Here is a 15,281-nt window from a genome sequence, read left to right on the forward strand (position 1 = left end):
TTTTTTACTTTCAAATAAGTTAAACTGCTTGTTGAATAATCACATTATCTGCTTTTTTAGTGTAAGCAGGCATACGATGGAAGTTTAAGTAACGGTATGTATCTGATGCTGTTGCATTTATCTTCGCTGCATACTGTTGATATTCAGCAGATGTTGGTAACTTACCTAAAATAGCCGCTACGGCTGCAAGTTCAGCGGATGCCAAAAATACATTAGCACCATTACCTAAACGATTAGGGAAGTTACGTGTAGAGGTAGACACAACTGTTGCTTGATCTGCAACACGCGCTTGATTACCCATACACAGTGAGCATCCTGGTGTTTCGATACGGGCACCAACACGACCAAAGATACCGTAGTAACCTTCGTCGGTAAGCTGATCTTTATCCATCTTAGTCGGTGGAGCAACCCAAAGCTGAGTCGGTAATTGACCTTTAAAGCCATCAAGCAACTTACCAGCAGCACGGAAGTGGCCAATATTCGTCATACAAGATCCAATAAATACCTCGTCGATTTTCTCGCCTGTAACATCAGATAATAAACGAGCATCATCAGGATCATTTGGCGCACACAAAATTGGCTCTTCGATTTCAGCTAAGTCGATTTCTAGAACGTGCTTATATTCTGCACCTGCGTCAGCTTCCATCAACTCAGGGTTAGCTAACCATTCTTGCATGGCATTGATACGACGTTCAATAGTACGTACATCACCGTAACCTTCTGAGATCATCCACTTGAGCATAACAATGTTTGATTCAAGATATTCGGCAATCGACTCTTTAGAAAGCTTAACAGTACAACCTGCAGCTGAACGTTCTGCAGATGCATCGGAAAGCTCAAATGCTTGCTCAACAGTTAAGTGCTCAACACCTTCGATCTCAAGTATACGACCAGAGAACTCATTGATTTTGCCTTTTTTCTCAACTGTTAATAGGCCTTCTTTAATAGCGAAGTAAGGAATTGCATGAACCAGATCACGCAATGTGATACCAGCTTGCATTTTACCTTTAAAGCGCACCAAGATTGACTCAGGCATATCAAGAGGCATAACCCCTGTTGCTGCTGCGAATGCTACTGCACCTGAACCTGCAGGGAATGAAATACCCAGTGGGAAACGTGTATGTGAATCACCACCAGTACCGACGGTATCTGGTAATAACATTCGGTTTAACCAAGAGTGAATAACACCGTCCCCAGGTCGAAGCGAGACGCCGCCACGATTCATGATGAAGTCTGGCAGTGTATGATGCGTATTAACGTCTATAGGTTTAGGGTACGCCGAGGTATGACAGAAAGACTGCATTGTTAAATCTGCAGAGAAACCTAAGCATGCTAAGTCTTTCAGCTCATCACGCGTCATAGGGCCTGTTGTATCTTGCGAGCCTACAGTGGTCATTTTAGGCTCACAGTATTGACCTGGGCGAATACCTGCAATGTTACATGCTTTACCAACCATTTTTTGCGCTAGTGTGAAGCCTTTATCAGACACTTCTGTTGCTGTTGGAACTTTAAATACATCAGTTGCACCTAAGCCAAGTGATGTACGCGCTTTGTCAGTTAAACCACGACCAATGATTAGTGGGATACGACCACCAGCACGAACTTCATCTAAAATTACCTCAGATTTAAGTTCAAAAGTAGAGATTATTTTATCAGTACCATGGCTCTTAACAACACCTTGGTACGGGTAGATGTCGATTTGCTCACCCATGTTAAGCTCATCAACATTTAATTCGATTGGTAATGCGCCTGAATCTTCCATTGTGTTGAAGAAGATTGGCGCAATTTTATTACCTAAACATACACCGCCAACACGTTTGTTTGGTACGAACGGAATATCATCGCCCATAAACCAAAGTACAGAGTTAGTCGCTGACTTACGAGAAGAGCCAGTACCAACAACATCACCTACGTAGGCAAGTGGTAAGCCTTTAGTTTTTAATTCTTCAAGTTGTGTAATTGGACCAACCTCACCAGCTTTATCAGGTGCAATACCGTCACGTTCAATTTTTAGCATTGCTAAAGCATGAAGTGGAATATCAGGACGTGACCAAGCGTCTGGTGCTGGTGATAAATCATCAGTATTTGTTTCGCCAGTTACTTTGAATACCGTCACTGATATTTTTTCAGCAACCGCTGGTTTATTGGTAAACCATTCTGCTGCAGCCCAAGATTCAATAATTTGCTTAGCGTATTCATTACCCGCTTTTGCTTTTTCTTCAACGTCATAGAATGCATCAAACATTAATAACGTATTTGAAAGACCTTTAACAATGATTGGCGCAAGCACTTCTTCGTCAAGTAGCTCAATCATAGGCGCAATGTTGTAACCACCAAGCATAGTACCTAATAACTCAGCTGCTTTTTCTTTTGAAATTAGCGGTGAAGTTGCCTCACCTTTCGCAACTGCGGCTAAAAAACCAGCTTTGATGTAAGCTGCGTCATCTACACCCGGCGGCACACGATTTACTAATAAGTCTAAAATAAACTCTTCTTCACCTGCAGGTGGTGTTTTAACTAGCTCGATAAGATCAGCCGTTTGCTGAGCATCCAATGGCGCTGGTACGATACCTAACGCGGCACGTTCTTCTACGTGTTTACGATAATCTTCTAGCACAATATTGCCCTCTTGGTGACGTGAAAGTATTCAGCAGTGCGCGTTCTCGCGGAAAATTACCCAATACTTATAATATTTTAACGATTAATTATAGAGCTTTTAAATATAGATGAAAATCCGTGCAACCAAGCAATATTTTATATTCATTATAAATACTGTGAATATAAAGTTAGGGAGGTACTATTTATATGAATGTTGGTTAACTGCGGATCATTACTAGTTATTAGGCATAAAAAAACCCAGCATATTGCTGGGTTTTTCATAAATCAAATGCTATTAACGCTTAACTTTCACACGCTCAATTGACTTAAGGTGTGCTTCTACACGACGGTTTTCCGCGTGTGCAGCTGGCGTGTTGCCTGTATTTTTAAGACGCTCTTCGCCAAGACCAACTGTAGTAATGCGATCTTCAGCAATGCCATCAGCAATTAGCTTCGCAGCAACTGCATCAGCACGCTTTTTCGATAACCACTTGTTGTACTCAGCTTTACCAACAGCTGAAGAATGACCTTCAAGTAATACTGTTGTGTCTGTGTGCTCTTTTAAGAAGCTAGCAACTTGGTCAATACCGCTGTCATATTCACCAGCAACTTTTGAAGTATTGTTAGGGAATTTTACTAACAAACTCTTAGTTACTTCACGGTCTTCATATAAAGTACAACCTGTTCCATCAACAGCATCTGTCATTGGTGTGTTTGCACATTGGTCATCTGCATCAGGGATGTTATCACCATCGCTATCTGCAGGGGTAACTGCTACAGGTACTACTGTAGCCGGAGCTGGAGCAGCTTTCACAGGCTCAACCGCAGAACTTTGCTTACCAAATAAATAGCTAAGACCAAGTTTAGCACCTACATCTGTGTAACCACGGTCAAGACCTTGATATAGTGATGTTTCTACATTAAACGCAAAGTTATCAGTAAGGTAATGCTGATAACCGGCACCCACATTTGCAAAAGTTAGGTTTTCTGTAATATCAATCTGTTTAAGACCGAAGATGCCATAAAAAGGGCCACCGTTGATGTGATAAAGACCGTCAATACCTAAACGATCGCCGTCCATACTTGTTGCAGTCATAGCTGGATTTGCATTTGAAATATCAAAATCCATATCAGCATACTCTAAACGCGCACTCCAGTAATCGTTAAAACGATAACCAATTTCTGCACCCCAACCAGTTGAATCATCAACATCAGTACCTGCGCTGCCACGGATATTTTCCCATGATGCATCGTAATAATCGCCAAAAGCACCAATAAAGAAACCTTCTTTTTCAGCAGCGAAACTTGAAGCGCTAGTTGCAGCTAGTGCTAAAGCAATAGTCAGTGATTTTAATTTCATTGTTTCCTTCCCGTTTTCATAATTAAAATTGCAGCTAAGAGATCCTAGCTCAATAAGTTTTACAAAGAGTACCGTATCTTTAGTTAATCATTACTTAACGAAAATGTTTAAATGCATATTTGCAATTTAAATATTTATTAAAATAAAGCGCTCTACATTATAGTTCAGATAAAAAACTTTACCTAACTTATACATATATCGATTGTCAGCATTGTAATTGCTATCTATGCAATTTCAGCCACAACGTTTCTAATATCTTTGGCTTTACTAATTTAAATGCTGAAGCTAATGGATGTATTATATTGGTTAATTTTAAATCAACAAGTGGTTAAGCATATTTATTCTTATAATTATGGATAAATAACAGCTTTTAACGACTAATGGATGTAGAACTCTCATCACCCATTAGTCGCGGCTCAATTTATGAACCGCAACTGACAACAATGAGCGCTTCGATATTATGTACCACAAAATGTTTGGTAATTTGTATCTCCATCGACAGGCGGGGAGTACCAAAATGCAGGGCTTACCAACAATTGGTTAGGCGACCTCAAGGCCGTTAAATATTCATCTAACATGCTGCTTTCACCATTACTTTCATACTGCTGTATTATGCTTTCGACGATATGATTACGCGGTATCAAGCGTGGGTTGGCTTGGCGCATCAGCTGATAGCTTTGCGTACTTGTTCTGGCTAACCACTTGATAGACCAACCAGCCAAATCACTCGGAATAGCAGTCTGACCTTGCAGTGATTCTGTTAAGGCGTCAAAAGTATTGGTGTAATCAAGTTGATGGTTTTTCAGTAATGTTAATAACTCGGATACTAATTCAGCATCACCGTCTTGATGACCATCTAGCCCTAGCTTTTGCGCCCACATCTGTGTAAAGGCTTGATGAAACTGCTCAGCAAAACCATTTATTAATGGGCTTAGTAGCTCAACAGCCCGCTCTTCGTCATCGCTAATTAAAGGAATTAAACTTTCAGCTAAACGTGCACAATTCCAATTAGCAATATTAGGTTGATTGCCAAAAGCATAGCGGCCTTGGCGATCAATAGAACTAAATACAGTATCAAAATCAAACTGATTCATCATTGCACAAGGGCCATAATCGATGGTCTCACCACTGACGAGCGTATTATCAGTATTCATTACTCCATGAATAAAACCAACGCGCATCCAGCTAACAATCAGGCTAACTTGCTTTTCAATCACCGCACTTAAAAATGCCAAATAACGCGCAGAGCCCGTAGACTTTATCTCAGGATAATGACGCTCAATAGCTAAATCAGCTAAAGTTTTTAAACCAGTAACGTCACCTTGCGCAGCTAAATACTGAAACGAACCGACACGTATATGACTACTAGCAACGCGGGTAACAATGGCTCCTTGTTGTGGTGGTTGACGGTAAACTGTTTCACCACTGGCAACAACTGCCAAACAACGTGTCGTCGGTATGCCAAGCCCGTGCATTGCCTCACTCATTATATATTCACGTACCGCAGGACCGATTGCACAACGGCCATCACCTCCACGTGAAAATGGCGTAGCACCAGAACCTTTGAGTTGAATGTCCCAAAGCTGTTGCTGCTGATCAGTGACAGCCCCTAATAAATGTGCTCGCCCATCACCTAAACGCGGTGAAAAATGTCCAAATTGATGCCCTGAGTAACCTAATGCCACAGCAGCAACATCGCTGTTATTAAGATTACCAGAAAAAATTACCGCACGTTCTGATGTGGCAACCTCAATATTAAGCTGCCTAGCTAACGTATCGTTCCACAACAGTAAGTTTGGAGCAATAACAGCACTTGGCTGATCCGCCACAGCAAAATCATCAGCAATCTGGGTGTAACGAGCAACTAATTTCATAGTATTCCTTAGGCTTGGGTTGTTTGTATGCCAACGCGATTATCGCCCACGCTGTATGCAACTAACAAACTGAGCTCTTGTAGGCTTAATCCGCTTTGTTGCTGCAGTTCATTAAAAAAATGTTGAGCGCTGGTAAGTGACTTTTTAGTTTGTAAACCGCCATCAATTATTTTGTGAGCACGGAGATAACTTTCTACATCACGCGATAATAAAAAAGTGTCTTTCCCTAAGGTCCGCAATGCATAAGGGCCGGTGTTACCACCTAAACGCGACCCATGCTTTTTTAAATACCCCCACAAACCAATAATATCGTCGCTCGGCCAATCTGCAATAAACTGACTAAAACTGCCATGTTCACTTGCCACTTCATGGATCATATACGCATTTTCTGGGATCGTTTGCACTTTTTTAAAGTTACGAACGATTCGCTCATCGGTGGCTTTTTGCTCAAGTATATCTGGCGGCATCATTAATAATTTAGCCACACTAAAATCCCAAAATACTTCCCGAAAACCTGGCCATTTATTGTTGATCACTGACCAATAAAAACCACTTTGAAAAATTTTGCGGGTAAACTCTTCAAGCCATGCATCATCAGGTAAAGCAGTTAATTGCTTTGCATTTTGAGGGGCAACAAGTAATTGCTGTAACATTACTTCGCTACCTTTTCGCTGTGCCGCTCGTTGATATATATCTTGAAATTTTTCCATTACTCACTACCACTACTTGTTATTACGCTTACTGTAACGCTATTTACGTTGTAAAAAAATGTCAGGAGCACATTGCACTAAAAATAAACTTAAAAATATCCAGCCTTGACACCTAGACGGCTAAAATGCTTTAATCTTCCGTATTACCCCTATTAAAGGTGTGAGTTTTAAACGATAAAACTTGCACCATGGGCTAGAAGAGGTGCGTTATTCAGGTAACGTATGTGAGGAGCACACACTCCAGTGATCATACGTGAGGGGAATTAACGCCGAGAAGTAACACTTTTTGTGAAGTTTTATTTCGGGCGACTGGGTTGAATCCCAGCGACTGTCACCAACAATGGCGATGCTGTTGATAAATTTGGTGGAGAGCTTCTGGTCTTAACATAGTAAGGCCACGCGCCCTATTGTATTAAGCCCATTCGCTCTTCGAATTATATTAGTTCGAATGACGACGATGCGGCGCACTCCATGGTAGCCCAACATACTCATCGAACACCCTAATAAGTTCGTTGCAGATGAAAAACAATTTTGATTTAAACGATTACCCATTGTGGACTGCGCTTGTCACGCCTTTTACTGACGCAGGCGAAGTCGACTATAGCGTACTTGACCAATTAGTTGCACAACAGCAAACGGCTAACAATGGCATTTTACTACTTGGCAGTACCGGCGAAGGCTTAGCCCTTACCCTCAAAGAACAACAAGCAATTGTTGAACATGTTTGTCAATTAGCACCAACCGTACCTTTAATGGTTGCCGTCGGCGGCATGAACCTCAAACAACAAGTCGCCTGGGTTGAATACTGCAACCAATTACCTATTCACAGTTATTTACTGGGCTCTCCTCTATACGCCAAACCAGGTGTAGTTGGCCAAACCCACTGGTTTGAAAGCTTGCTGAATGCCAGTAAGCATCCATGTATGCTTTATAACGTACCTGGGCGCAGTGCTGTTGCTATTCCACCGACCGTAATTGGTAATTTAAAAGATCACAAAAATTTATGGGCACTTAAAGAAGCCAGTGGCGATATCGCTAAATTTGAAGGCTTTAGAAATGCCGCACCAGAGCTTGCTATTTTCAGTGGCGATGATGCCCTCATGCCATACTTTGCCCAAGCTGGCGCGAAAGGCTTAGTCTCTGTTGCTGCGAATGCGTGGCCGGTGCAAACCCATGAATTTGTAAAGCGCAGCCTCAGTGGTCAACACCCCAATTTATTTGCCGATTGGTCACAAGCAATCCAAAGCTTATTTGCCGTGGCAAACCCTATTCCCGTAAAGGTTTTGATGCACTTACAAGGGCGTATAACAAGCCCGTACTTGCGTCCACCTTTGACGCATCTTGAGTTAACGCAAACAGATTGCATTAACAACGCAAACAACACCATTTTATCTTGGCATTAAACACAGGTTTTTATAATGAGCTGGTTAGAACTATTAAATAATTTAGAATCGGGCGCAGTACGCGCAGCAACACAAGACGAAAACGGCCAATGGCATGCGAATATTGAAGTTAAACAAGGTATTTTAGAAGCATTTAAAAATGGCACTAACACCGAATTCCCTGGTGGTTTTGTTGATAAGCATAACTTAGCACCACAAGGTTTCGCAGCCGATGCTGGAGTGCGTATGGTACCTGGTGGCTCAAGCGTTCGCCGTGGCGCACACGTTGCTAAGGGCACGATTATTATGCCACCAGCATATGTAAACATTGGTGCGTTTATCGACGAAGGCACTATGGTTGATAGCCACGCGTTAGTGGGGTCGTGTGCGCAAGTAGGTAAAAATGTACATTTAAGCGCTGCAGTACAACTAGGCGGTGTACTTGAACCTATTGGAGCAAGCCCGGTGGTAGTAGAAGACGATGCATTCATCGGTGCAGGTTGCGTGATTGTTGAAGGCGTAGTAGTGAAAAAAGGCGCGGTGCTCGCACCAGGTGTACGCTTATCAGCAACTATTCCAGTTTATGACTGTGTTAATGAGCGCCAGCTGGCTAAAGGCGAGCCTATTCCTGAATACGCGATTGTTATTCCAGGCTCTCGTCCAGCTTCTAATACTTGGGCCCGCGAGCAAGGATTAAGTATGTCGTGTGCATTAATTGTAAAATACCGTGATGAACAAAGTGATGCATCATTACTTCTTGAAGAGGTTTTACGTTAATGACCTTTTTGAGCACGCCTGTTAAAACCGCCATTGCTGAGCTATCAACTGCGCTTGATACGCCATTTTTTATTTACGACCTTGATACCCTAAACGCACATTTAGCGCGTTTAGTGGCGCAAAGCGAGGTCAAACTGTGGTATGCGGTAAAAGCTAATCCATTATCTAAAGTCATTCAAAGCTTAGATAACGCGGGTTTTAACTTTGATGTAGCAAGTAAAGGCGAACTTGAGCAAGTTCTGGCACAAGGTATTAACAGCGAGCGCGTGCTCAATACAGGGCCTGCCAAAAGCCCAAAACAAATTAAACACTTTATTGCGCGCGGCGTACGTACCTTTGTTGCCGAAAGCCTTAATCAAGTACGCTGGCTTAACGAGCAAGCAAGCTTACAAAACAGTCAGTTACAGGTATTACTGCGAGTGCAATTACGCTGGCCTGAAGGGGAAAAAAACCCACTTGGTGGCGATAGCCTTACTCCATTTGGTTTAGGTTGCGATGAATGGCAAGCGCTAAATACTAGCGACTACCCAGCGCTTAGCTTTGATGGCCTGCATATTTTTCAATGGGGCAACATGCTCAGCAGCGACAAGCTAGCTGAACTTTGGTCACAAATGATTGCACCGCTAACAAAGCTTGCCAACGACTTAGGTATTCACTTAAAAGTACTCGACTTAGGCGGTGGTTTAGGTATTCCTTACACTCTTGATGCACCAACCTTAAGTTGGGATGCGCTCATTGATGCATTAGCTAACATTAAACATGCCGCAGGCGTACAAGAACTCTGGATGGAGCTTGGCCGTTATGCTGTGGGCGAATGCGGTCATTACGCAACGCCTGTCGTTGAGCGAAAACTTAACTATGCCCAACAACAAGTGATCTTAAGCGGCGGTATTAATCATTTATTGCGCCCTGCAGTCACCAGCCAAGATTTCCCGGCACGATTATTACGAGACTCAACTGCTGCATACCAAACTATGAGCTTATATGGGCCATTATGTACAGCACTTGATTGCTTAGGTGAACACCAATTACCTAGTGATTTAAATGAGCAAGACTGGCTGGTGTTTAGCCAATGTGGCGCGTACGGCTTTACCGAAAGTATGCCGTATTTTTTATGTCATGAGCTAGCCGCTGAATACACATTACAAAATGGCGAGCTTAACTGTATTCGCACAGCTGAAGATGCCAGCTACTACTTAAGGTAATTGAGATGAGTACGACTAAAGCTATAAGCCAAGAAAACATAGTAGTTGGTGAAGTTGCCAACGGCCTACCGCTCACAATTCCTGTCTATCGTTTAAAAGGCGATGGCACTGGGCCAAGTGTATATGTGCAAGCTAATATGCACGGTGCAGAAGTACAAGGCAATGCGGTTATTTACCAATTACTTGAGCAGCTTAAGCATCTTGAACTCAAAGGCGACATCACCCTGGTGCCTTACGCGAACCCAATTGGTTGCAATCAAAAATCGGGCGAATTCACCCTTGGTCGTTTTGATCCAATCACCGGCACCAACTGGAACCGCATGTATCACTGCAACAGTAAGCTCGCGAGCCAATTTGCTGAGCAATATAGTGATGCCGATGAGCAAACCTTAAAAAGTGAGTTTAAAGCCGCACTGATTGATGAAGTAGACCAACAACTAAGCGGTCCAGCTTATCGCCTAACTACAGGCAAACGCATTGCACTTAACTTGCAAAAATTGGCACACCAAGCTGATATCGTGCTCGACTTACACACAGGCCCCATTTCGAGTCAGCATTTATATTGCCCAGATTATGCCAAGGCCAGTGCCAACTACTTTAATATTCCTCATGCATTAATCATCCCTAATGATTTTGCAGGAGCAATGGATGAAGCAAGTTTTTGCCCATGGTGGCAATTAACCGAGGCATTAGCTCAACAAGGGCGTGAATTTAATGTTCAAGTTGAAGCTTTTACGGTCGAACTCGGCAGCCAAGAAAAAATCGATTTAACTGCCGCCCTTGATGATGCTAATAGTATTTTAAGTTACCTAAATCATAAGCAGGTATTCGTTGATGCCCCCTATCAGCCAAAAGTAATGAAGCGCTACGGCTGTGATTTAAATGATTACCTTGCTTACTATGCACCTATGGGCGGCATGGTTGAGTATATCGCGCCACTTGGCGGCCATATTAAAGCCGGCGAGCCCATAGCTAAAGTATTGCGTATGGAGCGCTACCTCGCAGAGCAACCATTACAAACCCTAACCCTTGATTGTGATGCGATCGCTATTTTGCATTTTGCCTCAGCAAGCGTAAACCAAGGCACCGAGCTATATAAATTTTTTACCAACGTATTTGAGCTTTAATTTTTATATAAAGCTCACCCTTCTCTTTGCGTGAGAGTAAGCAAAGTAAACACAAATTTTGCTTACTAAAGCTTGGCGGAAACTACAACTACCACCAAGCTTTTTAATAGCAATGTTACTGCGATTGCTTTTTCTTAAAGATTGCCATTAGAATATATCCAACACTGAACCAAATATTTAAATATGGAGGCAGTGCTGCTGCAATAGCATAGCGAACCTTGTAGCCTTTTACTTTTGAAACTATGACGTTAATTGACATACTCACTAAAATAGTAAAAACAGCCACCGCATGCATTGGATGTATTTCACCCGACCTCAACATTGCTAGAATATCATACATATAATTTACCCTTGTTAATATCGACTTATATCTGTGATAGTTACTCTTTTCCTTCCGCCAACGCTGCCCGAATGGACTACTACATACCTAATTCCATACCGTGATAGCTTACCTAGGAAGTTTGATAAGTTGCGTTCATTACTAAACGTATACTCACCTTGTACTGACATTCCTGCATCTGGGATTCTGTTACCGTCTGCATCTTCAGCACTCATTGCCTTGTAAGAAAGTTTTAACCTTGAAGAAGTCGTTGTTGATGCAACCATAATTAAAGAAGAGTCATCAGAAAATACAATCTCCCATTCAGTTCCAGCTAAAGGAGACCATAGGGCGCCACCAAAAGTGGATGAAATTTGCCTAGACCAATAATTGATCGAATGATTTTCTTCAAGCCAATCATCTAAACGTGACCTATTACTGGTATTCTGAGTGATACTCCACGCACTTTCAAATCCACTTTCGATTGGTACAAAAAGTTTTGAAGACTTTTCCTTGTATTGATTCCATGCAACACTAGTTTGGTTAACTAAATAACTTGGCGCTGGGATCGCTTGAGTTGAAATTAATGTTTCTAATTCTCCATGGCGATTGATTCGAGGTTGTGAACTTACAACGAATGATTTAACAACTCCTGTTGATACACTAATAACATGAGTATTATGTACTGAACTCATACTGTCATTATCAGTAAGGTTTGCAATTTTATTAAATGCTTTAGATTGCATTGAAGAATAATCACATGAATTACATGTTATATATTCATCGGCACTAGCAACATAGCTTAAAGTAGACAGTAATATTTTTCATTAAATACATCCTTTTATTTGTTGTAAACAGAAAAACCAAACGATTAACAATCAAAATCACAATGTATACAAAAAACAAACATAACACAACTTAATTTATAACTAGCCAAAAATAATAAAACTACATCTAGTTCAGTAAAAGTTCACGGTTACTTATGTAAAAAAGCAGTATACTTATAGATATAAGTTTCTCTTACAAGGAATAGCAATGAAATGGTACTGTTGGCTAATAGCGACTAGCTTAATGTCGGCCACTGTGTACGCGCAGACCGAAGAAGCAAGAAAGAACGAACAGGGTGACGGTTTAGAGCTGGTAAAACAGTGTATTTTAAATGAAGCAATTGGTGGAGATGATAGCCAAACTCTGGCTCAGTTGCGTGAAAAATGCAGTAAACTTGATGAAAGTAAAACGATTACCGCACTTGATAAACGCAAAGCACGCGAACAGGTCAGTGAAAAAAATCGTAACGTGATCACTCCGCACCGACGTAACTATATTTTACCGCTGTCTTATGTTTCAAATCCGAATGAACGCCCCTTTGATGGCTTTGACGAACTGAATACTGAGCAAAGTGGCGAACCGCTCGATAATTTAGAAGCAAAATACCAGCTTTCAATTAAGGTGCCTATTTTCGATGATTTTTCTGATGAAGACCAAGCTATATTTTTTGCCTTTACATTACAGTCATATTGGCAACTTTATAACAAAGAAAGCTCTTCACCATTTCGTGAAACCAACTATGAGCCAGAAATTTTTTGGGTTAATTATTTAGATAAAGAGCACGTGCCATGGGGCGACGAAATGGCAGTGGTGCTTGGTATTTCGCATCAATCTAACGGTAATAGTCAGCCAGATTCGCGCTCATGGAACCGTATTTATGCAAACTTTTTGTGGGAAAACGATGGCTTTGTGTTTAGTTTTAAACCTTGGTACCGTATTTCAGAAAGCGAGAAGGAAACGCCATTAGATCCAAGAGGTGATGATAACCCTGATATTTACAAATACATGGGTTACTTTGAATTTAGCGGTGCATATCGACTTAATGATAATGAATTTAGCTTTATGACCCGTAACAACTTAAATTCAGACAATCGGGGCGCAATTCAGCTTGATTGGTCATTCCCTTTATGGGGACGGGTGCGTGGTTATGCCCAATACTTTAACGGTTACGGTGAAAGCTTAATTGATTATAACGCTGATATAGAGCGTATTGGTGTGGGTATATTGTTAACTGACTTACTATAAAAGTTAAGGCCAAGCACTTGCTTGGCCTTTTTTTGCTCTTAATTTTAGCTACTTAATAATTTTAAATGTGCCTTCAAATTCAGCGACCAGTGACTCACCATCGTAAATCTCAACGGGCACTACATAGCTTGCTTTACCATCCGTTTCCAGCTCCGCCAATTTGCCTTTACAGCCACTTAAATCCACACTGCCACGCGGGTCGTTATTGAGTGGTTTTAAATATTTAATATTAGCATCGGCTAACACAATATTACCTTCAAGGCCGGCTTCTTTGAGTGCTAAATACGTTGCGCCCCAGCCGGTTAACGTCGCTAAACTATAAATAGAGCCAGCAAACATAGTGTTATGCAAGTTTAAGTTCGCATTTAGATCTGCACTGGTGGTAAATTGCCAATCAGTGTAACTTTCAACTTTAATGCCCATAGCATCGCTGATCGGGATAGATTCGCGCCATGTATTTTGCAGAATTTGGGTCCAATTAGGATGACGGAACCAGCCTGGCTCAGACGGTTTTTGTTTCACCATTTTCCAGTGTTGTACATCATCGTAAGCTAAGTGAGCCTTTTCTTTTAATTCATAACCATGGCGCTTATAAAATTCTAATGCCCGTTCACGAGCGAATAAAACTAACTCATCGGCGTCTTGAGTCCAAGCGATTTTCTCAAGCTCATGCAATAAACGACTACCGATGTGTTGATTACGGTTACCTTGTGCAACCGCCATATAACGGACTTGCGCTTGTTGTTGATTATTAAAATGCAGTCGTGCAACACCTAACACTGCCCCCTCTTTATTTTTAATAAAGCGATGCTCAGCATCTTGCTCTAAATCATCCTGCTCAGAACCACGCGGTTCATTCCAAGGTGCGCGCAATACTTGCCAACGTAATTGATAATACGCTTGCCAATCTTCGCTACTTTGTGGTGTTGTCACCTGAAACATAATCACTCCTGTTGCTACCAAGGCCGCAAACGCTTGTTAATTCAAGATGCGTTTATCTAACTAAAAATGCGGTCAGTTATTATTTGCAAACTACCATACTCCATCTGGTAAAAACTTGGAATACGACTTTGGTGAGCAACGCAAAATAACTACTTTACCTGTAAAACTTGATAGACATATTGGCACTTTAGGTTGACTCGTCTATGCTGATGTAACTATGGAACATTTTTTTGAAGACAACGGGGCAGTAAAGCACAGCTTTATCGAAGATTGTCACCGTATCGGGCAACTACTCTATTGGCACAAATATGGCGCCGATTGCATTCAGGTACGCCAACATAAGCAGTTACGTTGGTTATTGATCAATGAAACACTACAGTCAGTGGTCGAGAAAAGCAGCCCAAGCCATTTACTGTTTCCGCATTTACAATATTTAGCGCAATTATGGCAACCACTCCCAGCACCAAATGCCGTACTTGAACTGGGCTTAGGTGGCGGCGCCATCCGCAATTATTTACAATACACCTACCCTGATAGTCAGCTATTATCTGTAGAGAAAAACCCTAATATCATTCATTGCTATAAGCGTTTTTTTGGTGGTGATCATGCAACAAATTTACGTTGTTTTGATGCTGAAGCTGTATTAGAGCATGGCCCACAATACGATTGGATCATTCTTGACCTATTTAGCCAATTAGATGCGCCATTATTTTTATACACACACCGCTTTTACGAAAAACTGCGCTGTGCTTTAACTAAAAATGGCTATTTGTTTATTAATTTTTTATCTGGTCATGAATCACAATTAAAGCAGTTAGAACATTTGCTGATCACCACTTTTGGTAAAATACCTAGCATCGAAAAAATTCCAGGTTATGCCAACAACATCGTCGTGATCAGAAAATAACTGTTAC

Annotated in this window: 13 protein-coding genes and 1 riboswitch; of the genes, 6 read left to right on the forward strand and 7 right to left on the reverse strand. The window is 41.5% G+C overall.

Features of this window, described 5'->3' with window-relative positions:
- Positions 1–19 precede the first annotated feature (19 nt).
- The 4 genes from acnB to J7338_RS04285 all read right to left on the reverse strand — a co-directional run bounded on the left by acnB (position 20) and on the right by J7338_RS04285 (position 6,542).
- Positions 20–2,617 carry a bifunctional aconitate hydratase 2/2-methylisocitrate dehydratase gene (gene acnB, locus J7338_RS04270; RefSeq protein ID WP_210795905.1) on the reverse strand — a complete coding sequence of 866 codons (2,598 nt, stop codon included), beginning with the start codon at positions 2,615–2,617 and terminating at the stop codon, positions 20–22.
- Between the two features lie 276 nt (positions 2,618–2,893).
- On the reverse strand, positions 2,894–3,958 hold the full coding sequence (locus tag J7338_RS04275; protein WP_210795906.1) for an OmpA family protein: 1,065 nt from the start codon (positions 3,956–3,958) through the stop codon (positions 2,894–2,896).
- Between the two features lie 458 nt (positions 3,959–4,416).
- Positions 4,417–5,832, reverse strand: coding sequence for a protein adenylyltransferase SelO (locus J7338_RS04280; protein ID WP_210795907.1), 1,416 nt, complete (start codon positions 5,830–5,832; stop codon positions 4,417–4,419).
- A gap of 8 nt (positions 5,833–5,840) precedes the next feature.
- Positions 5,841–6,542, reverse strand: coding sequence for a DNA-3-methyladenine glycosylase I (locus J7338_RS04285; protein WP_210795908.1), 702 nt, complete (start codon positions 6,540–6,542; stop codon positions 5,841–5,843).
- A gap of 189 nt (positions 6,543–6,731) precedes the next feature.
- Positions 6,732–6,925, forward strand: a riboswitch (Lysine riboswitch).
- 135 nt (positions 6,926–7,060) lie between these two features.
- Here J7338_RS04285 and dapA point away from each other — a divergent pair.
- The 4 genes from dapA to J7338_RS04305 are packed head-to-tail and all read left to right on the forward strand — an operon-like array spanning position 7,061 to position 11,033.
- Complete coding sequence (gene dapA / locus J7338_RS04290) at positions 7,061–7,945, forward strand: 4-hydroxy-tetrahydrodipicolinate synthase (RefSeq protein ID WP_210795909.1); 885 nt, start codon at positions 7,061–7,063, stop codon at positions 7,943–7,945.
- A gap of 15 nt (positions 7,946–7,960) precedes the next feature.
- Positions 7,961–8,701, forward strand: a complete 741-nt coding sequence (locus tag J7338_RS04295; protein WP_210795910.1) for a 2,3,4,5-tetrahydropyridine-2,6-dicarboxylate N-succinyltransferase — start codon at positions 7,961–7,963, stop codon at positions 8,699–8,701.
- On the forward strand, positions 8,701–9,906 hold the full coding sequence (locus J7338_RS04300) for a PLP-dependent decarboxylase (RefSeq protein ID WP_210795911.1): 1,206 nt from the start codon (positions 8,701–8,703) through the stop codon (positions 9,904–9,906). Before J7338_RS04295 ends, J7338_RS04300 begins: the two co-directional genes overlap by 1 nt.
- 5 nt (positions 9,907–9,911) lie before the next feature.
- Positions 9,912–11,033, forward strand: a complete 1,122-nt coding sequence (locus J7338_RS04305; RefSeq protein ID WP_210795912.1) for a succinylglutamate desuccinylase/aspartoacylase family protein — start codon at positions 9,912–9,914, stop codon at positions 11,031–11,033.
- Between the two features lie 115 nt (positions 11,034–11,148).
- Here the strand turns inward: J7338_RS04305 and J7338_RS04310 are convergent, their stop codons facing one another.
- Both J7338_RS04310 and J7338_RS04315 read right to left on the reverse strand, forming a co-directional pair.
- Positions 11,149–11,373 carry a hypothetical protein gene (locus J7338_RS04310; protein WP_210795913.1) on the reverse strand — a complete coding sequence of 75 codons (225 nt, stop codon included), beginning with the start codon at positions 11,371–11,373 and terminating at the stop codon, positions 11,149–11,151.
- A 14-nt stretch (positions 11,374–11,387) separates the two neighbouring features.
- On the reverse strand, positions 11,388–12,098 hold the full coding sequence (locus tag J7338_RS04315; RefSeq protein WP_210795914.1) for a hypothetical protein: 711 nt from the start codon (positions 12,096–12,098) through the stop codon (positions 11,388–11,390).
- 289 nt (positions 12,099–12,387) lie between these two features.
- Between J7338_RS04315 and J7338_RS04320 the strand changes: the two genes are divergently transcribed.
- Positions 12,388–13,425 carry a phospholipase A gene (locus J7338_RS04320; RefSeq protein ID WP_210795915.1) on the forward strand — a complete coding sequence of 346 codons (1,038 nt, stop codon included), beginning with the start codon at positions 12,388–12,390 and terminating at the stop codon, positions 13,423–13,425.
- 48 nt (positions 13,426–13,473) lie between these two features.
- Here the strand turns inward: J7338_RS04320 and J7338_RS04325 are convergent, their stop codons facing one another.
- Positions 13,474–14,367: a bifunctional GNAT family N-acetyltransferase/hotdog fold thioesterase gene (locus tag J7338_RS04325; RefSeq protein ID WP_210795916.1), complete on the reverse strand. Its 894-nt coding sequence runs from the start codon at positions 14,365–14,367 to the stop codon at positions 13,474–13,476.
- Between the two features lie 217 nt (positions 14,368–14,584).
- Here J7338_RS04325 and J7338_RS04330 point away from each other — a divergent pair, with 217 nt between their 5' ends.
- Positions 14,585–15,274, forward strand: coding sequence for a spermidine synthase (locus J7338_RS04330; RefSeq protein WP_210795917.1), 690 nt, complete (start codon positions 14,585–14,587; stop codon positions 15,272–15,274).
- The last annotated feature ends 7 nt before the right edge of the window (positions 15,275–15,281 follow it).

Origin of the sequence: Pseudoalteromonas ostreae, from assembly GCF_018069805.1 — a bacterium.
GTDB lineage: Bacteria > Pseudomonadota > Gammaproteobacteria > Enterobacterales > Alteromonadaceae > Pseudoalteromonas > Pseudoalteromonas ostreae.

What these genes read in the sequence shown, in the direction of transcription:
- J7338_RS04285 (WP_210795908.1), bottom strand. Translation starts at nt 6,542, where the DNA reads ATGGAAAAATTTCAAGATATATATCAACGAGCGGCACAGCGAAAAGGT.
- J7338_RS04315 (WP_210795914.1), bottom strand. Translation starts at nt 12,098, where the DNA reads ATGCAATCTAAAGCATTTAATAAAATTGCAAACCTTACTGATAATGAC.
- J7338_RS04300 (WP_210795911.1), top strand. Translation starts at nt 8,701, where the DNA reads ATGACCTTTTTGAGCACGCCTGTTAAAACCGCCATTGCTGAGCTATCA.
- J7338_RS04320 (WP_210795915.1), top strand. Translation starts at nt 12,388, where the DNA reads ATGAAATGGTACTGTTGGCTAATAGCGACTAGCTTAATGTCGGCCACT.
- dapA (WP_210795909.1), top strand. Translation starts at nt 7,061, where the DNA reads ATGAAAAACAATTTTGATTTAAACGATTACCCATTGTGGACTGCGCTT.
- J7338_RS04310 (WP_210795913.1), bottom strand. Translation starts at nt 11,373, where the DNA reads ATGTATGATATTCTAGCAATGTTGAGGTCGGGTGAAATACATCCAATG.
- J7338_RS04325 (WP_210795916.1), bottom strand. Translation starts at nt 14,367, where the DNA reads ATGTTTCAGGTGACAACACCACAAAGTAGCGAAGATTGGCAAGCGTAT.
- J7338_RS04275 (WP_210795906.1), bottom strand. Translation starts at nt 3,958, where the DNA reads ATGAAATTAAAATCACTGACTATTGCTTTAGCACTAGCTGCAACTAGC.
- J7338_RS04280 (WP_210795907.1), bottom strand. Translation starts at nt 5,832, where the DNA reads ATGAAATTAGTTGCTCGTTACACCCAGATTGCTGATGATTTTGCTGTG.
- J7338_RS04305 (WP_210795912.1), top strand. Translation starts at nt 9,912, where the DNA reads ATGAGTACGACTAAAGCTATAAGCCAAGAAAACATAGTAGTTGGTGAA.
- J7338_RS04330 (WP_210795917.1), top strand. Translation starts at nt 14,585, where the DNA reads ATGGAACATTTTTTTGAAGACAACGGGGCAGTAAAGCACAGCTTTATC.
- J7338_RS04295 (WP_210795910.1), top strand. Translation starts at nt 7,961, where the DNA reads ATGAGCTGGTTAGAACTATTAAATAATTTAGAATCGGGCGCAGTACGC.